This window comes from Achromobacter sp. LC458 (assembly GCF_001005835.2).
Taxonomy (GTDB): domain Bacteria; phylum Pseudomonadota; class Gammaproteobacteria; order Burkholderiales; family Burkholderiaceae_B; genus Achromobacter; species Achromobacter spanius_B.
In genome coordinates, this window is record NZ_LBHW02000050.1 from 13,105 (window position 1) to 36,108 (window position 23,004).

Below are 23,004 nucleotides of genomic sequence, written 5' to 3' on the forward strand. Positions count from 1 at the left end.
CCTGCCAAACCGTCGGCGTCAGACCATCGGCGGCATCGTTTCCCGTTCGGGGTGCCGATGCTTGGCCAGGGCCTTGATGAACGCCGTCGCGCTTTTCGCGGGTGCGCCGCCGCCCATCAACAACCCTTCGTCGGCCTCGTCGGGCGCGATGCCCGCCGAGCCGAACAGTTGCCCGCCACGGCCCAGCCCCATCAGCGTCTTGCCATGCCGGAAGGCGTCGCGCAGGAATTCCAGCGCGCGGCCGTCCGTCTGCAAGCGCGCCACGGCGGCGTCGCCCCCGGGCACCACCGCGCCGTCAAACAGCGTCGACGGGTGGTTGTCCAGCGACGCGTCGGCATCCAGCATGCCGCCGCCTTCGGTCTGCACGGGGCCGATGCGCTGGCCTACCAAGCGCACCACGACGCCGGCCTGGATCAACGCGTCGGCCACGGCCGACACGGCGCCTTCATCCACGCCCTCGGCCACCAGAATCGCTACCTTGCGCGTGGCCACATTGCCGTCACCCGGCCTGGCGGTCAGCGACAGCGCGGGCGACACCTCGATCTCCGGCTTGGGCGGCTGCGCAATGGCACGGGGCAGCGGGTCGGGCAAGACCATGCCCAGCAGATCCGCCACGCCCTGGGCCAATTCGTCGGACACGTTGCGCAACGAGGCCACCATGCGCTGGCGAATCGCGGGCACCGTCACCTTGCTCAGTTCGAACGAGAACGCGTGCACGATGTGGCGCTTTTCCCAGTCGGTCTGGCTGTTGTAGAACAGCGTGGCCTGGTTGTAGTGCTCGGCAAACTTTTCGGGATGGCCGCGCAATTCGTCGCCCGCGATGGGCTCGGGAAACGGCACATAGCCTTCCATGCCGGCCTGAAACGGGCACCCGCCCGCCAGCGAGTTCGGCTCGTACGCGACGCGACCACGATGAATCGCCTGGCGGTGCATGCCGTCGCGCTGGTTGTTGTGCACCGGCGCCACGGGCGCATTGATGGGGATTTCGTGGAAGTTCGGACCGCCCAGCCGCGAGATCTGCGTGTCCACGTAGGAATGGATGCGGCCGGCCAGCAGCGGATCGTTGGTGAAGTCCACGCCCGGCACCACGTGCGCCGTGCAGAACGCCACCTGCTCGGTCTCGGCAAAGAAGTTGTCCGGGTTGCGGTCCAGCACCATGCGGCCGATTGGCACGATAGGGACCAACTCTTCTGGCACGATCTTGGTGGCGTCCAATACATCGAAGCTGAAGCTGTCGGCTTCTTCTTCCGTGAAGATCTGCACGCCCAGTTCCCACTCGGGGCCCTTGCCCGCGTCGATGGCTTCCCACAGGTCGCGGCGGTGAAAGTCCGGGTCGGCGCCGGACACCTTGACCGCCTCGTCCCACACCTGCGAATGCGTACCCAGGATCGGCGTCCAGTGAAATTTCACCAGGCGCGATTCGCCACGCGCGTTCACAAAGCGGAACGTGTGCACGCCAAAGCCCTGCATCATCCGGTAGCTGCGCGGGATGGCGCGGTCGGACATCAGCCACATCAGCATGTGGGTGGATTCCGGCATCAGCGACACAAAGTCCCAGAACGTATCGTGGGCCGATGCGGCCTGCGGCATGCCGTGATGCGGCTCGGGCTTGACCGCGTGCACCAGGTCCGGGAACTTCATCGCGTCCTGGATAAAGAACACCGGCATGTTGTTGCCCACCAGGTCCCAGTTGCCTTCGTCGGTATAGAACTTGACGGCAAAGCCGCGCACGTCGCGCGCCGTGTCCTTGGAACCGCGTTCGCCGGCCACCGTGGAAAAGCGCACGAACACCGGCGTGCGCTTGCCCTTTTCGGCGAACAGCGACGCGGCGGTCAAGTCGGTCAACGGCCGATAGCATTCGAAGTAACCGTGCGCCGCCGAACCGCGCGCGTGCACGATGCGTTCGGGGATGCGCTCGTGGTCGAAGTGCGTGATCTTTTCGCGCAGGATGAAGTCTTTCAGCAAGGCGGGGCCGCGCAGGCCGGCCTTTAGCGAATGCTGGTTGTCGGCGATTGGCACGCCCTGATTCGTCGTCAGCACCTGCCCGCTGCCGTCGGCGCGCACGCGGCCCAAGCGGCCATCCACCGCGTTCACGCCGGGCTCGGCGGCATCGCCCGTCTTGGCGTTGGCTTCCGATTCCGACAGGGAACTGGCGCCCACGGACGGGTCCGGCGGTGTCGTGTGCGCGCCGGTGTAGGGGCAGCGCGCGCCTTCCTCGCCGTACTCGGCGGCCTTATTGGCGTTGTGCGGCAGGGACGCAACCGTGGCGCCCACGGCCGCGGCCCGCTTGAGCGCCGGGTGCACCGGTTTCCCCGCGGGGCCGGCGGCCGGGCCGCTGTCGGTATTCATATAGGCGGTGTCGACGGCGCCGGCCGCGCCCTTGCTTACGGGTTTCTTGCTTGCCATCAAGGCTCTCCTAGTGTTTGAGCATTTCGCCGCGAGCCTGCTCGGCGCGCGAGGCGCCAATGGCGGATTTCACTTGTTTGACCTCTTCAGGCGGCGGCAGCACGGCGGGCAGGCCCAACGATTCCACCCACAGTTCGCGCGACCAGCCCTGCGTGTGATACAGGTGATGCTCTTCGTCCAGCGCCACCGCGTCGTAGGCCTGCTTCAAGATGGCGGCTTCCTTGCCGGAATGCTGGTCGGCCAACAGCCCGATCAGCGACCAGTTGGAATGGTCCTTGGTTTCGGCCAGCACCACGCATTCGGTCGCCACCAGCTGCGCGGCGTCGGGGTCACCGGCGTTGATGGCCATCTTCATGGCCTTGACCAGCGATTCCCCCAGGTGGCGCACCACCTCGCGGCCCGGCGTCTGCTGCGCCGGGTCAAGTCCCAGTTGTTCAAACACGGTCAAAAGCACACGTTGGTGCGTCCGCGTTTCTTCCAGGTATTCCTTCCACTCTTTTTTCAGGTCTTCATTCACGGCACAGGACACGGCGGTTTCATACACCGTCAAGCCGCCGATCTCGGTTTCCAGGGCCTGGTAAAGCAATTCGTTGATTTGTTTGGCATTTGCCGCTTTGCGTTTCATCAGGGGCTCCTTGTGTCCATGGGGATTCATGCCGGCCCCGGCCCGCGAGCGCGCACCTGCCAGCATGAAACGGTCCTTCAGCAAGCGCCGTGCCCATCCGACGCCACAACGCGCCACAACAGCGTCCCCGATTCGCTTAGAATTGGAACCATTCTCAATACAAGATCCTTGCCGGCCGGCTCGCGGCGGCAATCAACGATAAGAGGCTCCCTCTGAAATCCGGTTTTCGCCTGTCAATGGCCTGGCTGCACACCTGGGTCGGCCTATGGTTTTCATGGCTGCTGTACACGGTGTTCCTGACCGGTTCGCTAGCCCTTTTCGCCGAACCCATCACCCACTGGATGACGCCCGAGCACCAGGCCGCCGAAGCGGCGTCGGCGGCCCAGGCCAGCGCGCCGGTGGACCGCGCGCGCCGGCTGGATCTGGCGGTGGGCTACATGGCCAAGCATCACGCGGGCGCGGGCATGTGGGAGTTCTGGCCCGTTAACCGGGGCCATGACAACGGCTTGTCCGTCTACTGGTTCGACAAGAACGGCCTGTACGCCGACGCCGAGCTGGACCCCGAGACGGGCGCCGAGCTAGCCGATCACCACGACGACGAAGGCCGCGCCACGTTGGGCGGCACGCATTTCGTGAACTTCCACTACATGCTGCATGAAAGCCGTTTCGGCGTGTGGGTGGTGGCCTTTGCGACGATGGCGATGCTGGTGGCGCTGGTGTCGGGCGTGGTCACGCACAAGCGCATCTTCAAGGACTTTTTCACCTTCCGCGCCAAGAAGGGCCAGCGCTCGTGGCTGGACGCGCACAACGCGGTGGCGGTATTGACGCTGCCCTTTCAATTCATGATTGCGTACACCGGCATCGTGATATCCAGCGCGCAACTGATGCCCGCGCCGGTCGCCGCGCATTACGGCGCCGGCATGGATGCCATGCGCCTGTATCTGGCCGAAATGCAGGGCGAGGAAAAACCGGTGCGCACGGGTCAGGCCATGTCCATGCCGCCGCTGGAACCGATGGTGGCGCGCGCCGAAGCCATGATCGGCCAAAGCGCACGCGCCGTCGTCATCCAGAACCCCGAAGACACCTCGATGCGCATCGCCGTGTACGGCTGGAACGAAGCCGGCGACGCGCAGCGCAACATCAGCGCCACCACGGGCATGGTTGAATTCCAGGGCGCGACCGGGCAGGTGCTGCGCATGCGCCCGGCGGGCGGCGTCAACGGCGGCGCGCCCGCCATGGTGCGCCAGGTGATGAACGACCTGCACATGGCGCCATTCGGCGGGTGGGCCATGAAGTGGCTGTACTTCGTGTGCGGGCTGGCCGGTGCCGCAATGATGGGCACGGGCGCCGTGCTGTTCATGGTGAAACGGCGCGCCAAGGCGGGCAATGAATTCGGCGCCGCCACGGCGCGCATGTACCGGTTGTTTGAAGGCATGAACGTGGCCGCGTTGGCCGGGCTGGCGGTGGCGTGCATCGGCTTCTTCTGGGCCAATCGGCTATTGCCCGTTGCACTGGAAAACCGCGCGCTGTGGGAACTGCGCTGCTTTTTCGGCTTGTGGGCGTTGATGTTGGCGCACGCGTGGCTGACTCGCCCGCGCGCCGCGTGGATCGCGCAGCTTGGCTTGCTGTCCGCCTTGTGCCTGTTGCTGCCGATGGTGTCGCTTGCCACGCTGGGCGACCACCCCGTGGCGCAGATCGGCCGTGGCGATTGGGAAAGCGCGGGCGTTGAACTGACCGCCGTCGCCATTGGCGTACTATCCGCGTGGGCGGCGATCCGGTTGTGGAAGCAGCCGCACTCCGCGCCTGCCCAGCGCACCCCTCGCGCGAATCACAAGGCCGCGGCATGAACACGAACGACCTATTTGGCATTGCGATGGCATTGCTGTTGACCTATTCCGGCATGGCGTGCCTGAGCCTGGCCATGCCGCGCCACTATGACCAGGTGTGGGGACGCGACCCGTCGGCCGGCCACACCCGCGTGCTGCGCGGCGCCGGCGCGCTGTTGCTGGCGCTGGCGCTTCTGCCCTGCGTGGGTCTGTGGGGCAACACGGTCGGCGTGGTGGCGTGGCTGGGTTGGCTGTCCGCCGGCGCGTTGCTATGGGTGGGCATGCTGTCTTGGGCGCCCCGCCCCGCCGCCCGCACCGCCGCGCTGGCGATGGCCATTTCCCTGGCGGGCATCGGCATCGGCTTCTAAGGCCAGGCGCCCGCCCGCGCGATATTGCGATTTGCCCGTTGTCGCTTAGGCATTTGACCCGTATCAATCCCGCCTGACATCGCGCCGCCGTGCAGCGCAAAAAACCGCTTTCCCCACCATATGTGGTGATAGAGTTTTGACACCCTACTACATATGGTGTCAGCGATGCTTCTTCAGCCCCCTCTCCCCCGCGACGTTCCGCCCGTGGCTTTCGACCGCGCCAAGCTGGTGGACGTGGAAAGCGCCATGGAGGAATACCTGGAACGGCGCGACTGGCGCGTCAACGCCAACGCCAATCAGGGATACAGCCTGGGCGGCCTGATCTTGAACGTGGCCGGCAAGGTCACGGCCAACTACTGGCTGTCGCACGTCTTCACGCCCGAGGCCGGCCAGGCGCATCGCGACGGCGACATCCACATCCACGACCTGGACATGCTTAGCGGCTATTGCGCCGGCTGGTCGTTGCGCCAGTTGCTGACCGAAGGCTTCAACGGCGTACCCGGCAAGGTGGAATCCACGCCGCCCAAGCATATGTCGGCGGCCATCGGCCAGATCGTCAACTTTCTGGGCACGCTGCAAAACGAATGGGCGGGCGCGCAGGCGTTCAGTTCGTTCGACACCTACATGGCGCCCTTCATCCGCCGCGACGCGATGACCTACGCCGACGTCAAGCAGGCCATGCAGGAACTGATTTTCAACCTGAACGTGCCCAGCCGCTGGGGCACACAAACGCCCTTCACCAACCTGACCTTCGACTGGACTTGCCCGGCCGACCTGCAACAGCAAGTGCCCTATGTGGGCGGCGAGGAAATGCCGTTTTCCTACGGCGACCTGCAACACGAAATGGACATGATCAACCGCGCCTACATCGAAGTGATGATGGCCGGCGACGCCAAGGGGCGCGTGTTCACCTTCCCGATTCCCACCTACAACATCACCCCGGATTTCGACTGGGACCATCCCAACACCGACCGCCTGTTCGAGATGACGGCGCGCTACGGCCTGCCCTACTTCCAGAACTTCCTGAACTCCGACCTGGAACCGCATATGGTCCGGTCCATGTGCTGCCGCCTGCAACTGGATCTGCGCGAATTGCTCAAGCGCGGCAACGGCTTGTTTGGGTCCGCCGAGCAGACCGGTTCAGTCGGCGTGGTGACGGTCAATTGCGCGCGGCTGGGCTACACCAGCCAGGGCGATGAAGCCCGCTTGATGCAGCGCCTGGACACCCTGCTGGACCTGGGCCGCGACGTGCTGGAAACCAAGCGCGCCGTGGTGCAACGCTATATCGACGAAGGCCTGTATCCGTATACGCGCCGCTACCTGGGCACGCTGCGCAACCACTTCAGCACCTTGGGCGTGAACGGCATCAACGAGATGATCCGCAACTTCACCAACGACGCGGACGACGTCACCACGCCGGCCGGCCACGCGCTGGCCGTGCGATTGCTGGATCGCGTGCGCGCCCGCATGACCGAATTCCAGGAACAGACGGGGCACCTGTACAACCTGGAGGCCACGCCCGCGGAAGGCACCACTTACCGATTCGCGCGCGAAGACCGCAAGCGCTTTGCAGGCATCTTGCAGGCAGGCACCGACGCGCAGCCGTACTACACCAACTCCAGCCAGCTGCCCGTGGGCCATACCGACGACCCGTTTCATGCGCTGCAATTGCAAGAAACGCTGCAAGGCAAATACACCGGCGGCACCGTGCTGCATCTATACATGAACGAGGCCGTCTCGTCGGCGCAGGCATGCAAGCAGCTGGTGCGCCGCGCGCTGTCGAATTTCCGGCTGCCGTACATCACCGTCACGCCCACGTTTTCGATCTGCCCCAACCACGGTTATCTGGCCGGGCACCACGAGTTTTGCCCCAAGTGCGACGCCGAACTGCTGGCCAGACAGGCCGCGTGCTGCGCGGGGGCTTGATGCTTGGTGCCTGATGCGCGATGTGTGATGTGTGATGCGTGATGCTTGATGCGTGATGCGTGATCGCCAGCTTTGATTGTCAACCTTTCCCCGATGCAAGGAGTTTCCCGATGCAAACCTTGACCCTGCCCGCCCGCGCCGCTGCTGTCACCCGCGCCAACGCTGACGATAGCCCGATCTTGTCGCTGGACGACAGCCAGCGCGTGCGCTGCGAAGTCTGGACCCGCGTAATGGGGTATCACCGCCCCGTTGCTTCCTTCAACACCGGCAAACAAGGCGAATTCAATGAACGCCGCTTCTTCGTCGAGCAACGCGCCTGAGGGCGCAGCGGAATACACCCAGCCCGGCACGCGCAGGCTGGCCGTCAGGCCGGCCTACTGCGCGCCGCCGCAACCGGTTGCCGAAGCCCTGCCCCGGCATGCGCCGGCCATCGGCGGCCTGGTGCCTTTTTCCAGCGTGGATTGGCCGGGGCAACTGGCGGCGGTGGTGTTCATTTCCGGTTGCCCGTGGCGCTGCCATTACTGCCACAACACCGAACTGCAAACCCGCACCGCTCGCTACGACTGGCGTGATGCGCGGTCGTTCCTGGAGAGCCGTGCGGGTCTGTTGGATGCGGTGGTGTTCTCGGGTGGCGAACCGCTATCGGAACCGCGCCTGCCATCATTGATCCGCGATGTGCGGCGCATGGGTTACCGCGTTGGCTTGCATACGGCCGGGATATATCCACTGCGTCTGGCCGACGTGTTGCGCCATCTGGATTGGGTGGGTCTGGACATCAAGGCCGATGCGCAAGGCTACGACGACATCACCGGCAGGCGCGATTCGCAACGCCCGGCGATGGCGTGCCTGACGCAGTTGCTGTCGGCCGGCAAAAGCTTTGAATGCCGCATCACCTGGCATCCCGATTGGCTGGACGAAACGCGGCTGCTGGCGCTGGCCGATGCGTTGGCCCGCCGTGGCGTGCGGCGCTTTGCCGTGCAGGCGGCGCGCAGTTCGCCGGGCACACCGCCCGCGCGGACGTTGACGACACGGGCGCAGGCGCGCATGAGGCAGCTGTTTGAGGACTTTGCGTATCGATGACGCCACCTCGCCGCCACCTCGCCGCCACCTAATCGCAACATCATTGCCACCTCATTGCCACCTCATCGCCGCGCCAACGCCGCCTCCAACGTCGCGTGAAAGCGCGGTGACCCGATCGCGCCCACATTGCACCGCGACCAGGGCGACACGGCCGTCGGGTCCACGCTGAACACGCGGCCCGGCGCCATGATGACTTTCTCGGGCATCAGCTCGGCGGCCAGCGTCAGCGTATCGTCCACGCCGGGAAACGCCGCCCACAAATACATCGATCGCGACGGCCGCGCGAACACCTGCGCGCCCAGTGAATCCAGCACTTGCAAGGCGTTGCCCGTGGCCGCTTCCAGCCGCTGGCGCAAGCGCGCAAGATGGCGTTCGTAATGCCCGTCGCGCAGCATCACGTCCACCATGCGCTCGCAATATTCCGAACTGCTGACGTGCACCAAGGCCTTCAGGTCGGCCAGGTCGCTGGCCAAGGCCGCGTTGCAGCCGATGAAGCCCACCCGCAACGCCGCGGAAAACGACTTTGAAAAGCTGCCGATGTAGATCGTGCGTTCCAACTGGTCCAGCGCCGACAGCCGCACGGCCGACGTCGGCTTGAAGTCCGCCAGCGCGTCGTTCTCGACGATCATCAGGTTGTGGCGCTCGGCCAGTTGCAGCACCTTGTACGCCTTGGCCAAAGAAATATCGGAACCGGTCGGGTTGTGCGCCAGCGACTGCGTAAAAAACAGGCGCGGCTTCTCGCGCTGCAACAAGGCTTCCAGGGCGGCCACATCGGGGCCGTCCGCCAGGCGCGGCACGCCCAACATGCGCACGCCCGCCAGCTTCAGCTTGCCGAACAAGGGGTAATAGCCCGGGTTGTCGACCAACACCGTACCGCCCGGCGGCACGAAGTAGCGGATCACCAGGTCCATGGCCTCGTTCGCGCCATGCGTCAGCACCAGCTGCGACGGCGCCACGTTCACCCCGACGTCGCCCAGCTTGCGCACCAGGCTTTCGCGCAGGGGCGCATAGCCAAAACGGCTGCCATAGCGGAACAAGGCGCCCAGCCCCGTGCGCACCACCTTCTGGTGATAGCGGTCCATGCGCATGTCGGCCAGCCATTCCACAGGCGGAAAGCCGTCGCCCGCCTGCACCGCATCGGGCTGCGTCTTGAGTTGTTCGCGCATCAGCCAGACGATGTCCATGGCGCGGCTCAACTGGCCCGGTTCTTCATCCGCCGCCTTGCGCGTGTAGCCGCCGTCCAGCACGAAAAAGCCGGAGCCCCGGCGCGGTTCCACCAGCCCCTGCGCCACCAGCATTTCAAACGCCACCACCACCGTGTTCTTGGCGTAGCGATGCAACTGCGATAGCTCGCGCAGCGACGGCAGCTTGTCGCCAGGCCGGTACACGCCATCGGCAATCTGCTGGCCGATCAGCTTGGCCAAACTTTCGGCAATGGGGGCCGCGCGCGGCCGTCTTCCAGTCATGGCTGAGTCTTCCATAGGTGCATTCTTGCGCCGGGCGCTACGCAAAATTGGTGCAGTGCGATGGTACTGTTTGGCAAAACTGTACCTCTCAATAGCGGTACAGTTTACCTAGAATCAGGCCACCTAATACCGATACGGAGACCTGCCATCGTGGCCGATTCACGCCTACCCAACTTCCGCGCACTGACCCCCGCCGACCGCCTTGGCGTCATTGCCAAAGCCGCTTCGTTGACGCCCGAAGAACAGCAACTGCTGGCCCGGCCAGGCGCGCTGGCGCTGGACCGCGCCGACGGCATGATCGAAAACGTCATCGGCACGTTCGAACTGCCGATGGGTGTGGCCGGCAACTTCCAGGTCAACGGCCGCGACGTGCTGGTGCCCATGGCGGTTGAAGAACCGTCGGTGGTGGCCGCGGCGTCGTACATGGCCAAGCTGGCGCGCGAGTGCGGCGGCTTTGAAACGTCCAGCACCCGCCCCTTGATGCGCGCCCAGGTCCAGGTGCTGGGCCTGACCGACCCGCACGGCGCGCGCCTGGCGCTGCTGCGCGAACGCGAGCGCATCCTGACGCTGGCCAACAGCCGCGACAAGGTGCTGATCGAACTGGGCGGCGGCTGCCAGGACATAGACGTGCATGTGTTCGCCGACACACCGCGTGGCCCGATGATCGTGCTGCACCTGATCGTGGACGTGCGCGACGCCATGGGGGCCAACACCGTCAACACCATGGCCGAAGCCGTTGCCCCGCTGGTCGAAGCAATCACCGGCGGTTCGGTGCGCCTGCGCATCCTGTCCAACCTGGCCGACCTGCGGCTGGCGCGCGCCCGCGTGCGCCTGACGCCCCAGGTGCTGGACACCCAGGAACGCAGCGGCGCCGAGATCATCGAAGGCGTGCTGGACGCCTACACGTTCGCCGCGGTGGACCCGTACCGGGCCGCGACGCACAACAAGGGAATCATGAACGGCATCGACCCGGTCATCGTCGCCACCGGCAACGACTGGCGCGCGGTGGAAGCCGGCGCGCATGCCTACGCCGCGCGTTCGGGCCGCTATACGTCGTTGACGCAATGGGAAAAAGACACGTCCGGCGCCTTGGTCGGCACCATCGAAATGCCCATGCCCGTGGGCCTGGTGGGCGGCGCGACCAAGACGCATCCGCTGGCGCGCCTGGCGTTGAAGATCATGGACGTGCGCTCGGCGGATGAGCTGGGCCAGGTGGCGGTGGCCGTGGGCTTGGCGCAGAATCTGGGCGCGCTGCGGGCCTTGGCCACCGAAGGCATTCAGCGCGGCCACATGGCGCTGCACGCGCGCAACATCGCGCTGGTGGCAGGCGCGGTGGGCGCCGAGATCGACACCGTGGCCAAGCGCATGGCGGCGGAAAAAGACGTGCGCACCGACCGCGCGCTGGCCCTGCTGGAGGAATTGCGCAAGCAGTAAGCGGCAGGCAGGAAGCACAAAGCCCTAAGCAATAAGCGATGAGCGATGAGCGATGAGCAATGAGCAGTGAGCAGCACACAGTCATAAGAACAGAGGCGTGCGCGGCCCCGACCGCGCCGCCCGCCCCCCCAACGGAGAGAGACATGGAACCAAAATCGCCCGCGCCATCCTGGCGCCTGGCAGAGGTATGGAGCGACACCGTCGACCTGCGCCAATTGGCCTGGGCCATCGGCATTGGCATCGCCATCAGCGTGACCGGATTTTTTGCCGCCAGCCGCTGGCTGCGCGGCATGGTGGCGTCGCCCGAACTGGCGCACGCCTACGCCATGCTGGCCGGCCTGGCCGGCTGCGTGATCGCGGGCGTGATCTGCGCCCGCCTGTTCCCGCCCAAGCGTGAAGTCATCGAACACACCTCGACGCACGACCCTGCCTGGCGCGCCGAAGTGCTGGCCGAACTGGCGGACCAGCCGGGCGGCCTGGGCTCGCTGGCCGACCTGCCCGAACCCGTCGTGCGCGAACTGAAAGAGCTGGGCCTGTACGACCTGTTCACCGAACCGCCGCCCCCGCCCACCACGGCCACCACGGTCTCCACCACCACTTCCCCCACCGCCTCGCCGCAAGGCTCGTCCAAGGAGGCGCTGGCATGAGCGACCCGATCCTGCTTGAACAAATCATGGTGGCTGCCGCCATGGGCCTCTTGGGCGCAGTGGTGTTCGCGGCCATCGGCCTGGTGTCCGGCACCGACGAAACCACCACGCTTGCCCCGCTGACCTTGCTGGTGGTGCTGCTGGGCGTGCCGCCCGCCGGCGTGTTCACCTTCTTTCTGGCCGGCGCCGTGGCCAAGCACATGACGCATGCCGTGCCCACCGCGTTGCTGGGCATCCCCGGCGACACGCTGGCAACACCTTTGCTGCAAGACGCGAACATGTTGCGCAAGCTGGGCGTGCCGCACATCGCGCTGCGCAAGATGGTGTCCGGCGCCATCGTGGCCGCCTTTGTGGCCGTGCCGCTGGCCGTGTTGTTCGCCGTGCTGCTGGCGCCGTTTGGCGCGGCCATCACCAAGTCGGCGCCGTGGATCTTCCTGGCCGCCGCCGTGCTGATCGCGTATTTCTCGGCAGGCCGCTGGGCGGCGGTCGCGCTGCTGGTGCCGTTCGTGGTGGTGATCATTGCCTTGCAAAGCCTGACGGCAAAGTACGGCGTCAAGCTCAGCATCAGCTACTTCCTGGGCATCGCCATCGGCCCGCTGATTGCCGACCTGTTCACCGTGATTTCGCCGATGGGCCGCGCGAAGATGATGCGCGAGAAGGTGCGCACGTTTTCGCTGGCGCCCGACGTCAAGGGCTGGTCGGGCTATTTCCCCAACCCGCTCAAGGTCATGGACCGCACGCAGACCCGCTGGACGCTGGCCACTGCCGCCATCTCCAGCGCCACGTTCGTGTTCAGCCCCGTCGCCATGACGGTGGTGCTGGGCGAGCTGGTGGGCTCGCGTATCAAGCACGCGTACCACCGGCTGACCACCGTGCTGTCAGCCCGCAATGGCGTCACCGAAGCCACCTACATCGCCGAAGCGCTGATTCCGCTGATCGCCTTCGGCCTGCCGCTCAGCCCCGTGGCGGCGGGCCCGGCGGCACCGCTGTTCAACGCCCCGCCCCGCTTCACGGTGGACGCGGCCACGGGCCAGACGCACAACTTGCACAACCTGCTGAATCACTGGGAATTCCTGGGCTACGGCATGCTGGCCGTGCTGCTGGCGGCCGTGGTGTCATACCCGTTTGCCATGAACTTCGCGCGCCGCGCCGCGCTGTTCGTGTCGCGCCGCGTCAGCCACGAAGCCATCATCGCCACGTTCGTGGGCCTGATCATCGTGATCAGCATCTGGGAAGGCCAGTTCCTGGGCCTGCTGGTGATCCTGACGATGGGCCTGTTCGGCGGCTTGCTGTCGCGCCTGTTCGGCTTTAACACCGGCGTGCAGTTCATGGGTTACTACACGGCGGTGCTGTCGGTGCCGGCCATCGTGAAGTTGATGGCGTGATCTGGGGGGTCGGGGGATCGCGGGATCGGGGGATCGGCTAAGCGGCTGATCCCCCGAATCCCGAAATCGCTTCCCAGTCCGTCCCGCGTCCCAGCCTGCCCCGCTTCGCGGCCCGTACCCTTACGCCGGCAACGGCGCTTCAAGAATCGCCCCGGTCGCGGATTCCGTCATGACGACGGCGCCGCCATCGGGGCGTATTGCTACATTGGTCACCGTGCTGCCGGCAATCGGGCTTTTCAAGAAGTGGGTGACTTCGCCCCCCGCGTTCAGCACGAAGACGCCGCCCAGGCTGGCGTGCGCCACCAGCAAGCCACCCGCCGGCGTGCTGGCCAACCCGTCCGGCCCGCTGGTGCCGAAGAAGGTGCGAAACGCCCCCATCTTCGATAACGAGCCGTCGCGCATCAACGGGCCGCGCCACACCTGGTTGGCACGGGTCATGGCCACGAACAGCACCTGTTCATTCGCGTCCAGCGCAATCCCGTTCGGGCTCGGCGCATTGGCCAGCAGCAGGTCCAGGCGACCGCTGGCCGGATCATAGCGATACACGCGGCCATGCGGATCGTGCAACCCCGTCTGCCCCTGGTCGGTAAAGTACAGCCGGCCGGCGCGGTCAAACACCAGATCGTTCACGCCCTTGAAGGATTCGCTGTTGCGTTCGCCCAGCACCGTGTCGACCTGACCCGTGGCCGGGTCGCATCGCAAAATACCAAGCAGGTAATCGGCCACCCACAGGCTGCCGTCGCGATGGCGCGCCAGCCCGTTGGGCCAGCCGCCCGTTTCGGCCACCACGCACCAATCGTTGTCGCCATCCACGCGCAGGATGCGGCCATGTGGAATATCCGTTACGTACAGCGCGCCGTCGGCGCCGAACACCGGCCCCTCAAGAAAGCAATCCACGATATGCCCCGCCTTGTTGGCGTCGGCCCACGCGCTGCGCCGAGGCAACCGTAACGCGGCGGGCATGGCGGCGATAACGCGCGCTTCGATCACCACCGGCGGCGCGAAGTTCAGATTCCACATGCTGTCTTCCCCCTAGTCCGCATTATTCGGGCTTGATGCCCACGCGTTTGCCCACGTCGGCCCACAAGCGCACCTGGTCCTGCAAATAGGCGCCAAATTGCGCCACGGGCAGGGACCGATGCCGGGCGCCTTGCCGCGCCATGTTTTCCTGCATGGCCGGCTCGCTCATCACCTGAGTCACCAGCTGGTTCATCTTGTTGACGATGGCCGGCGGCGTGCCTTTAGGCGCGGCCAGGCCAAACCAGTTCAGCACTTGATACGACGGCAGCCCCGCCTGCGCGAAGGTCGGCACGTCCGACAACGCCGCCAGCCGCGTGGCGCCCGTGACGGCCAACGCGCGCACCCGGCCGCCCTGCACCGGCGGGATGGCCGTGGGCGCGGCCGTGATCAACAGGTCGATCTGCCCGGCCATCAGGTCGGACAACGCCGCGCCCGCGCCGCGATACGGAATGTGGGTCAGCGACACCTGCGCTTCGCTCTTGAACATCTCGGCGGCCAGGTGGGTAGAGCTGGCCTGCCCGCCCGACCCGTAGTTCAGCGTGCCGGGCGCCTTGCGGGCCTGCGCGATCAACGCGTCCATCGTTTTGTACGGGGACTTCTCGGGAACCAGCAGCACCAAGGGCGTTTCGATGATTTCACTAACGTGGACCAGGTCGTTCTGATAATCCCAAGGCAGCTTGGAAAACAGCAGCGGCAGCATCGTGTACGTGGTGTCGGTGACCAGGAACGTGCTGCCGTCGGGCGCGGACCGCGCCACTTCCTGCGTAGCGATAGTTCCCGACGCCCCGGTCTTGTTGTCCACGATGAAGGTCTTGCCGGTGGCCTCGGACAGCTTCTGCGCCACCTGCCGCGCGGCGTAGTCCGTCGTGCCGCCCGGGGAATAAGGAACGACCAGGCGCACGGGCTTGTCGGGCCAGTTGGCGGCGTCGTCGGCCGCGTGGGCCGGCACCCAGGCCAGCGCCGCCGCAACGGCGAGCAGCGCGCGGCGCACGGCGGCGCTGCGCGTGAAAAGCGTAGTCATGATGTTGTCTCCTGTTGGCTTCTGTGGCCCCGCGTCCGCATCACGCCGCGGTCTGGATATTGGCTTCGCGGATCAAGCGCGCCCACTTCTGTTGTTCGTCCAGAATGTATTGCTGCGCGGACTGGGGTGACCCGCCCATCGGCTTGCTGCCTTCCGCCGTGAACATGGCGATGGTGGCAGGGTCGGCCAGCACCTTTTCCACGACGCCATTGACCTGGGCAATGATCTCGGGTGGCGTGCCGGCCGGGGCCACCAGCGCCTTCCAGTCCACGGCCTCGAAACCGTCGAAGCCGGATTCGGCCACGGTCGGCACGTCGGGCAGGATGGACAGGCGTTCGCGCGACGTAACCGCCAAGGGGCGCAGCACCTTGCCTTTCAGCATTTCCTGCGCGGCTTGCGGCGTGGCGAACATGTAGTCGGTGTTCTCGCCCAGCAGGTCGTTCAGGGCCGGCGCCGCGCCTCGGTACGGCACGTTCAGCACCTGGAATTTGGCCTGATACGCCAACAGCTCGCCCGCCAGGTGGCCCACGGTGCCCGAACCGGCCAGCGCCTGCTTGATGTTGCCGGGCTGCGCGCGCGCTTCCTTGACCAGATCGGCCAGCGTGTTCCAGCGCGCGTTGGCCTTCACGACCAGCACCACCGGCAAGGACGCCACCATGGCGACCGCCGCGAAATCCTTGGCGGCATCGAAGGGCATCTTGGCCATCAGCGCCGGGTTGATCGCCAGGTTGGCGGTTTGGCCCAGGCCCAGCATGAAGCCGTCCGGGCGCGTCTTGGCCACGTAGTCCATGCCGATATTGCCGCCCGCGCCCGGCCGGTTTTCCACCACCACGGACCAGCCGGCGGCCCCCGTGATCTTGGCCGCGATGGCGCGCGCCACGGAATCGGTGCCGCCACCCGGCGTGTACGGAACAATCAACCGGATGGGCCGGCCGTCGGGATAGGCGGACGCGGCATGCAGCCGCAGCGGCAGCGCGGCCGCGCAAAGCGTTGCGCCCAAAAACGAGCGTCGGGTCAGCGTGATCATGATGGTTGGTCTCCTTCTGTTATGCGCCTTGCCTTCAAGGCCGCGATCTCGTCGTCGCGATAGCCCACCGCCCGCAACAGCGCGTCGGTGTGTTCGCCCACAGCCGGCGGCTGCAAGCGGATGGGGGGTTGCCGCCCGTCCAGCGTCAAAGGGGCCAGCGGCACGAAGCTCTCGCGCCCGTCGGGCAGCGTGATGGGCGCCAGCCCGCCGGTGGCGTTCAGGTGCGGATCGTCAAACAGTTGCTCGGGCCGCGTGATGGGCGCAAAGGGCAAGCCTTCTGCTTCAAAGCGCGCGGCCAGCGCCGCCGCGCTATGGCCGGCCAGATGCGAACGCAGCAAGGGCATGAGCCATTCGCGGGCGCGTACTCGGTCGTTATTGCTGACCAGGCGCGGGTCCGACAACCATTCCTCCAGGCCAAAGGCGCGGCAGAAAATGTCCCACTGCTTGTCGCTGACCACGGCCAGGAAAATCTGCTCGCCGTCCTTGACGGTGAACACGTCGTACACCGCCCACGCGGAAATGCGGGTGGGCATCGGCGCGGGCGCGCGGCCCGTCATGGCGTACTGCATCATGTGCTGGCCAACCAGGAACACGTTGTTCTCGAACAGCGAGGCCTGCACTTCGGTGCCCACGCCCGTGTGCTCGCGCTGGGCCAGCGCCGCCATGGCGCCCATCGCGCCGAACATGCCGCCCATGATGTCGTTCACGCTGGAACCCGCGCGCAGCGGGTCGCCGGCGCGGCCGGTCATGTAGGCCAGCCCGCCCATCATCTGCACCACTTCGTCCAACGCCGTGCGGTTGTCGTAAGGGCCCGGCAAAAAGCCCTTGTGGCTGACGTAGATCAGCCGGGGGTTGCGCGCTTTCAGCGTGGCGTAGTCCAGGCCCAGCTTTTGCATCACGCCCGCCTTGAAGTTTTCGCTGACGATGTCGGCGGTGTCGATCAGGCGTAACGCGGCTTCTACGCCTTCGGGCTGTTTCAGATCCAGCGCGATGCTTTTCTTGTTGCGGTTGAACATGGGAAAGAAGCCCGCGCCCGATCCCAGCAGGCGGCGCGTGGTGTCGCCGCCTATCGGTTCGACCTTGATGACTTCCGCGCCCAGGTCCGCCAGCAGCATGCCGCAGGTCGGCCCCATCACCATGTGGGTGAATTCGACGACGCGGATGCCTTCGTACGGAAGGCGGGACGTTGCACGGCTAGTCATGGGTGATGCACCTTGATTGCGAAAAGGGATGAACGGATGGCCTCAGCGAGCCTGAACAAAGCCCAGGGGCAAGCCCGCGTCGGGCGTCATGCCGTAGAGCGGTTCGCCGGGCAGGCCGGCGGCCAGCGGCTGGCGCGCCGCGATGATTTTTTCGAGGTCGATGCCGGTGCGCACGCCCATGGCCTCGAACATGAAGACGAGGTCTTCCGTGACGACATTGCCCGACGCGCCGGGCGCGTAGGGGCAGCCGCCCAAGCCACCGAGCGAACTGTCGAACGTGCGCACGCCTTCGTCCCACGCCGCCAGGCAATTGGCCAGGCCCAGGCCCCGCGTGTTGTGCATGTGCGCGGCGCCGGCCTTGGCGCCAAGTTCCGCGCGCAAGCGGCGGAACAAGCGGCGCACCTGCGCCGGGTTGGCGTGGCCGACAGTGTCCGACAAGCCCGATTCATCGGCGCCCGCCGCCACGCACATCGCGGCCAGGTGGATGACCTCGTCTTCCGGCACCAGGCCTTGCAGGGTGCAACCGAACGCGGTAGAGATGCCGGCCTCAAGCTTGACCGCGGGCGCGAGTTCGTCGCGCAGCGCGGCAATGGCGCGCACTTGCTCGACCATTTCTTCGGGGGTCTTGCGCACGTTGGCCAGAGAATGCGCGCGGCTGGCCGATACCGGCATGGTCAGCTTGTGCACGCCGGCCCGCAACGCGGCCTCGGCGCCGCGCAGGTTAGGCACCAAGGCCATCACCGTCAGGCCGGGGATACGCGCGGCGTACGCCACGACTTCGGCGGCGTCCGCCATTTGCGGCAGCAAGCGCGCGGGCACGAACGAAGCCACTTCGATTTCACGCACGCCGGCGGCAACCAGCGCGTCGATCCAGCGGAATTTGTCCTCGGTCGCCATGGTGGTCGACACGGACTGCAAGCCGTCTCGCGGGCCTACCTCGCTGATCAGCACGTGCCCGTCGTGGGGGCTGGAATCCGACATGACGATGTCTCCTTGTGGCTTTGTATGTTCTATCTTATAGAATGACGTTCTTTCCTGTGGAATTAAAGACGATGCGAAAAACCCTGTCAAGCGGGTTGCCGGGTAGAAATCACGGCGGGCCGGGGACGCGGCACGTTGCCGCATCGCGCTGTGCCTACAATGGCGGCGCCTGTCGTTCTAAAGGATGGAATATGCCGATCGCCCTTCCCTCTGCCGTGCCGCATAGCCCGGCCATCACCTGGCAGGTTCGCCATGCCGCGTAAAGCCGCAACCGAATCCGTTGCCGATGCCGACGCCGCTGCCGGTGGCGTGGCGGCGGTAGACCGCGCGCTGAGCCTGATGGCCGTGTTCACGCCCAGCGATCGCACGCTGTCCTTGGGCGAGCTGGCCGAACGGACCCGCCTGTACAAAAGCACGGTGTTGCGCCTGCTGGCCTCGCTGGAACACGCGCAATGGATACAGCGCCTGGACGATGGTCGCTATGCGCTGGGACCCGAAGTGGCGCGCTTGCATGGGATCTATTCGGCTTCGTTTTCCCTTGAACATGTGGTGGTGCCGGTGTTGCGCGACCTGGTGGCCGCAACCGGCGAAAGCGCGGCGTATCACGTACGCCAAGGCGATGCGCGTCTGTGCCTGTATCGCGTGGACTCGCCTCACCCGGTGCGCGACCACATCCGCGCGGGCGATTTGCTGCCGCTGGAACGGGGCAGCGGCGGGCGCGTGTTGACGGCGTTCGACGACATCCTGGGTAACGCGCCAGGCCCCGAACAGGCGCTGTACGCGCGCATTCGCAAGGACGGTTATTTCGCGGCAATGGGCGACCGCCTGAACGAAGTGGCGGGCATCTCGGCGCCCGTGTTCCTGCTGTCGGGCGGCATCGCGGCGGCCGTCACGCTGACCGCGCCCGCGCACCGCTACAACCCCGATCACCTTAGCCATGTGCTGAACGCCGCGCGCCGCCTGACGGGCCGCGTGGGCTGAAGGCCGAAGCGCCCGCCGCGCGGCATTGCCCGCCGCTTGATCCTGCGCAAGGCGACCCGTCATGCCTTGCTCTAGCCTCTGTCCACTTGACCAGAGGAAAGGCTTTACACATGACGTGGTTCAAATCACTCAAACTCGCCGGCCGCGAACTGCTGCCCATCGTGCAGGGCGGCATGGGCGTCGGCGTGTCCGCGCATCGGCTGGCGGGAGCCGTCGCCGCCCAGAATGCGGTGGGCACCATCGCCAGCATCGATTTGCGCCACCACCATCCCGATCTGCTTGAGCAGACAGACAAGTGCAACGACCGCGACTTGATCGACCGCGTCAACCTGCTGGCGCTGGACCGGGAAGTGCGCGCCGCGCTGGACACGGCCCAGGGCCGGGGCGTGGTGGCGGTGAACGTCATGAAGGCCGTGCGCGGCCACCCGGCGCTAGTGCGGCAGGCTTGCGAAAGCGGCGCGCAGGCCATCGTGATGGGCGCGGGCTTGCCCATGGACCTGCCGGAAATGACGGCCGACTTCCCAAACGTGGCCTTGGTTCCGATTCTGTCGGAGTCACGTGGCGTGGCCGTCGTGCTGAAAAAATGGATGAAGAAAGGCCGCATGGCCGACGCCGTGGTGATCGAGCATCCCGGCTACGCGGGCGGCCATCTGGGCGCGGCGCGGCTGGACGATGTCCACGACGAACGCTTTGATTTCCAGCGCGTGCTGGCCGAATGCCACACGCTTTTCGACGAACTGCAACTGGGGCAAGACGCGCCCAAGCTGATCGTGGCCGGCGGCGTGGGCAGCCACGACCAGGTGCGGCATTGGCTGGCGCACGGGGCCGACGGCGTGCAGGTGGGCACCGCGTTTGCCGTCACGCACGAGGGCGATGCGCACGAGAATTTCAAACGCGTACTGATTGATGCCGACCCCACCCAGCTGGCCGAATTCACCAGCGTGGCCGGCCTGCCCGCGCGCGCCGTGGCCACGCCGTGGTTGACACGCTATCTGCGGCAAGAAAAAACGCTGCAAGCCGGCACGCGCTGCGATCCACGCCGTTGCAGCCAGCGCATGGACTGCCTGACGCAGTGCGGCCTGCGCGATGGCCTGTCACGCTTTGGGCAATTCTGCATCGACCTGAAGCTGGCCGCCGCGCTACGCGGCGAAGTCAGCCGTGGGTTGTTCTTCAGGGGTGCGTCCAAGCTGCCCTTCGGCAGCGCGATGCGTTCGGTGCGCGAGCTGATGGACTATCTGCTGCACGGGCAGATGCCGGCAGCGGCGTAGGCCGCTGATTCAATGGCGCGCGTCTAGGGGCATCGGGGCCCGCCCCTATCGCGCCGCCGACAGATCAAACTGAAACACCGCGCCCGGCTCCGGGCGTTCCACCAGCCGGATCTCGCTTTGGTGCAGTTGCAGGATGCGCTGCACGATTACCAGCCCCAAGCCGCCGCCATCGCGCGGCCCGCGGTTCAGCGCCGAGGCGCGCGTAAACAAGCCCGTGCGCAGTTCTTCCGGTATGCCCTGGCCCGTATCGCTGACCTGCACCTGCACCCGGTTCTGCGCCACGCCCAGCTGCAAATCGATGCGGCTGCCCGGCGGGCTGTGCCGGATGGCGTTGTCCAGCAGGTTGGTCAGCACGCGTTCGATCAGCCCCAGGTCTGCCCGCACCAGCGGCAGCGCCTGCGGAATGTCGGTGCTTAGCTGTTGCTGGCGGGCCTCGGCGGCAAGCTCGAACTTTTGCATGACGTCCTGCACCAGCTCCGGCAAGGAAAACGTTTCTGGCTCCAGCCGCACCAGCCCGGACTCCAGCCGCGCCAGTTCGAAGAGCTCTTGCGCCAGACGCCCCACCTTGCGGCTTTGCCCCAGCGCGATGTCCAGATAGCGGCGCCGCTCGCCGGGGTTCAGGATGTCTTCTTTCAGGCGCAGCGTTTCCAGATAGCCATGCAACGACGTCAGCGGCGTGCGCAGGTCATGCGAGATATTGGCCACCAGATCGCGCCGCTGCTGGTCCTGCCGCGTCAGTTCGCGCCATTGGTCGGAAATGCGTCGACCCATCTGCACGAAGCTGCGGCGCAACACCGAGATTTCGTCCTGGCTGGTGTCGGTGTCATCGCCCGGCCGGCCCAGCGCGGCCAGCGCCTTGCCGTCATCGCCCTCGAATGCGCGTACCGCTCGCGTCAACTCGCGCAGTGGCCGCGTGATCAGCGCAAACGCCGTCAAGCCCGCCACCAGCCCCAACAAGGCCACCAGCGCAATCGACCACAACGTGGTGCGCAACACGGAACTACGCGACACCGCCATCGCCAGCGCGTCGTGCGCCTGCCCTTGCAGCACCACGTAAACGTAGCCTTTTTCCTGCCCACCCACGCGCACCGGCGCAGCGCTGAACACCTTTTGGCCGTCCTGGCTGCGCGGGTCGTCGCCCACGATCGGCAGCATGCCGCCCGCCAGCAAATGCTTGACCGGGGCCAGGTCCACCTGCGCGCGCTTGATCTGGCCCGCCGGCGCGGCATCGCCCACGATGCGCCCGTCGTTGGACAGCAGATAGACCTCCACGGCCGGGTTCACCGCCATCAGCATGTCGAACAGCGAACGCACGGCGTCGGGCTTCCAGCCGTTGGCATCCATCAATTCCGTGGTGCCCGCGATGTGTTGCGCCAGCCCGCTGGACAGGCGCTGCACCACCTCTTGTTCATAGCGGGAGTTGGCGGCGATCTGCAACCACGCCGATGCGCCGCAGCACGCCAGCAGCAGCATCGCAAACACGGCGGACAGGCGTTGGGTCAAGGTAAATCGTTTCATGTCGGGCCTCCGGCAGCGCCCGGTTCGGCGGCGAATTTATAGCCCCGGCCCCACACCGTCAGGATGCGGCGGGGGTCGGACGGGTCGGCTTCGATTTTCGTGCGCAGCCGGTTGATATGCGTGTTGACCGTGTGTTCGTAGCCTTCGTGCTGATAGCCCCACACGTGGTTCAGCAGGTCCATCCTGGAAAACACCTTGTCGGGATGGCGCGCAAAGAAATGCAGCAGGTCGAATTCGCGCGGCGTCAGGTCCAGCCGGCGGTCGTCCACGTCCACCGTGCGCGCAATCGGGTCGATGGACACCCCGTGCACCGCCAGGCTGCCGGCGTCGATGCGCGCATTGCGTTCGATGGCGCTGCTTCGGCGCAGCAAGGCCCGCACGCGCGCCACCAGTTCCAGCATTGAAAACGGCTTGGCCAGATAGTCGTCGGCGCCCAGCTCCAGGCCCAGGATGCGATGCACCTCGGACGACCGGGCGCTGGTGATGATGATGGGGGTGTAGCGCGCCATGGCCCGCGCGCGCTTGCAGATTTCCAGACCGTCGATGCCGGGCAGCATCAGGTCCAGCACCAGCGCGTCCCAGTTGCCCTCTTCCAGGCGACGCATGCCGTCGTTGCCGTCGGCGGCGTGTTCCACCTCGTAGCCTTCGTCGCGCAGGTGCAGGCGCAGCAATTCGGCAATGTGGGCGTCGTCTTCAACAATCAACACGCGGCGGGGGGTGTCCATGGGCGGCTCGGGGGTAGGAATACCGCCATTGTCGCCAATCCACGGGCGGCCAGTTATCACAATTTTTTTAAGTTTGCGTGAGGACTTCGATATCGGCG

19 protein-coding genes and 1 pseudogene are annotated in these 23,004 nt (G+C 66.1%); 10 read left to right on the forward strand and 10 right to left on the reverse strand.

Annotated features, from left to right (window positions below):
• Positions 1-18: 18 nt before the first annotated feature.
• Positions 19-2,406, reverse strand: a complete 2,388-nt coding sequence (locus YH64_RS26715) for a catalase (RefSeq protein WP_046807360.1) — start codon at positions 2,404-2,406, stop codon at positions 19-21.
• 10 nt (positions 2,407-2,416) lie between these two features.
• A complete protein-coding gene (locus tag YH64_RS26720) occupies positions 2,417-3,031 on the reverse strand; it encodes a hypothetical protein (RefSeq protein ID WP_046807359.1) in 615 nt (204 codons plus the stop codon).
• Between the two features lie 236 nt (positions 3,032-3,267).
• Here YH64_RS26720 and YH64_RS26725 point away from each other — a divergent pair, with 236 nt between their 5' ends.
• The 5 genes and pseudogenes from YH64_RS26725 to YH64_RS26745 all read left to right on the forward strand — a co-directional run bounded on the left by YH64_RS26725 (position 3,268) and on the right by YH64_RS26745 (position 8,231).
• Positions 3,268-4,878, forward strand: coding sequence for a PepSY domain-containing protein (locus YH64_RS26725; protein ID WP_082134658.1), 1,611 nt, complete (start codon positions 3,268-3,270; stop codon positions 4,876-4,878).
• Complete coding sequence (locus YH64_RS26730) at positions 4,875-5,225, forward strand: DUF3325 domain-containing protein (RefSeq protein ID WP_046807357.1); 351 nt, start codon at positions 4,875-4,877, stop codon at positions 5,223-5,225. Before YH64_RS26725 ends, YH64_RS26730 begins: the two co-directional genes overlap by 4 nt.
• A 216-nt stretch (positions 5,226-5,441) precedes the next feature.
• Positions 5,442-7,151: pseudogene (locus YH64_RS26735) on the forward strand (ribonucleoside triphosphate reductase); the annotation flags it as partial.
• A 110-nt stretch (positions 7,152-7,261) separates the two neighbouring features.
• A complete protein-coding gene (nrdD, locus tag YH64_RS26740; protein WP_082134657.1) occupies positions 7,262-7,471 on the forward strand; it encodes an anaerobic ribonucleoside-triphosphate reductase in 210 nt (69 codons plus the stop codon).
• The gene (locus YH64_RS26745) at positions 7,437-8,231 is read left to right on the forward strand and encodes an anaerobic ribonucleoside-triphosphate reductase activating protein (RefSeq protein ID WP_082134656.1); all 795 of its coding nucleotides are present in this window, start codon (positions 7,437-7,439) and stop codon (positions 8,229-8,231) included. Before nrdD ends, YH64_RS26745 begins: the two co-directional genes overlap by 35 nt.
• Positions 8,232-8,293: 62 nt before the next feature.
• Here the strand turns inward: YH64_RS26745 and YH64_RS26750 are convergent, their stop codons facing one another.
• Entirely contained in the window at positions 8,294-9,697 is a 1,404-nt protein-coding gene (locus YH64_RS26750) for a PLP-dependent aminotransferase family protein (protein ID WP_046807355.1), read from the reverse strand.
• Positions 9,698-9,844: 147 nt separating this feature from the next.
• Here YH64_RS26750 and YH64_RS26755 point away from each other — a divergent pair, with 147 nt between their 5' ends.
• The 3 genes from YH64_RS26755 to YH64_RS26765 all read left to right on the forward strand — a co-directional run bounded on the left by YH64_RS26755 (position 9,845) and on the right by YH64_RS26765 (position 13,163).
• On the forward strand, positions 9,845-11,131 hold the full coding sequence (locus YH64_RS26755; protein ID WP_046807369.1) for a hydroxymethylglutaryl-CoA reductase, degradative: 1,287 nt from the start codon (positions 9,845-9,847) through the stop codon (positions 11,129-11,131).
• Between the two features lie 143 nt (positions 11,132-11,274).
• The gene (locus YH64_RS26760; RefSeq protein WP_046807354.1) at positions 11,275-11,778 is read left to right on the forward strand and encodes a hypothetical protein; all 504 of its coding nucleotides are present in this window, start codon (positions 11,275-11,277) and stop codon (positions 11,776-11,778) included.
• On the forward strand, positions 11,775-13,163 hold the full coding sequence (locus YH64_RS26765) for a tripartite tricarboxylate transporter permease (protein WP_046807353.1): 1,389 nt from the start codon (positions 11,775-11,777) through the stop codon (positions 13,161-13,163). Before YH64_RS26760 ends, YH64_RS26765 begins: the two co-directional genes overlap by 4 nt.
• 120 nt (positions 13,164-13,283) lie before the next feature.
• On the opposite strand, the gene YH64_RS26770 is transcribed toward YH64_RS26765, so the two are convergent.
• From YH64_RS26770 to YH64_RS30675, 5 genes are read right to left on the reverse strand one after another with little or no spacing between them, the layout of a single operon-like run.
• Positions 13,284-14,183, reverse strand: a complete 900-nt coding sequence (locus YH64_RS26770) for an SMP-30/gluconolactonase/LRE family protein (protein WP_046807352.1) — start codon at positions 14,181-14,183, stop codon at positions 13,284-13,286.
• 22 nt (positions 14,184-14,205) lie between these two features.
• Positions 14,206-15,204 (reverse strand): tripartite tricarboxylate transporter substrate binding protein, encoded by a 999-nt coding sequence (locus YH64_RS26775; protein WP_052946124.1) that lies wholly within the window; start codon positions 15,202-15,204, stop codon positions 14,206-14,208.
• A 40-nt stretch (positions 15,205-15,244) separates the two neighbouring features.
• Positions 15,245-16,231 (reverse strand): tripartite tricarboxylate transporter substrate binding protein, encoded by a 987-nt coding sequence (locus YH64_RS26780; RefSeq protein ID WP_046807351.1) that lies wholly within the window; start codon positions 16,229-16,231, stop codon positions 15,245-15,247.
• The gene (locus tag YH64_RS30670; RefSeq protein ID WP_046807350.1) at positions 16,228-17,433 is read right to left on the reverse strand and encodes a CaiB/BaiF CoA-transferase family protein; all 1,206 of its coding nucleotides are present in this window, start codon (positions 17,431-17,433) and stop codon (positions 16,228-16,230) included. Before YH64_RS30670 ends, YH64_RS26780 begins: the two co-directional genes overlap by 4 nt.
• Positions 17,434-17,475: 42 nt before the next feature.
• Complete coding sequence (locus tag YH64_RS30675; protein WP_046807349.1) at positions 17,476-18,414, reverse strand: hydroxymethylglutaryl-CoA lyase; 939 nt, start codon at positions 18,412-18,414, stop codon at positions 17,476-17,478.
• A gap of 252 nt (positions 18,415-18,666) precedes the next feature.
• Between YH64_RS30675 and YH64_RS26790 the strand changes: the two genes are divergently transcribed.
• Both YH64_RS26790 and YH64_RS26795 read left to right on the forward strand, forming a co-directional pair.
• A complete protein-coding gene (locus YH64_RS26790) occupies positions 18,667-19,395 on the forward strand; it encodes an IclR family transcriptional regulator (RefSeq protein ID WP_046807348.1) in 729 nt (242 codons plus the stop codon).
• 110 nt (positions 19,396-19,505) lie between these two features.
• Complete coding sequence (locus tag YH64_RS26795) at positions 19,506-20,663, forward strand: nitronate monooxygenase family protein (RefSeq protein WP_046807347.1); 1,158 nt, start codon at positions 19,506-19,508, stop codon at positions 20,661-20,663.
• 45 nt (positions 20,664-20,708) lie between these two features.
• Here YH64_RS26795 and YH64_RS26800 read toward each other — a convergent pair whose 3' ends face one another.
• Both YH64_RS26800 and YH64_RS26805 read right to left on the reverse strand, forming a co-directional pair.
• A complete protein-coding gene (locus YH64_RS26800) occupies positions 20,709-22,181 on the reverse strand; it encodes a HAMP domain-containing sensor histidine kinase (RefSeq protein ID WP_046807346.1) in 1,473 nt (490 codons plus the stop codon).
• Positions 22,178-22,906, reverse strand: coding sequence for a response regulator transcription factor (locus tag YH64_RS26805; RefSeq protein ID WP_046807345.1), 729 nt, complete (start codon positions 22,904-22,906; stop codon positions 22,178-22,180). The genes YH64_RS26800 and YH64_RS26805 overlap by 4 nt, the downstream gene beginning before the upstream one ends.
• Positions 22,907-23,004: the final 98 nt, after the last annotated feature.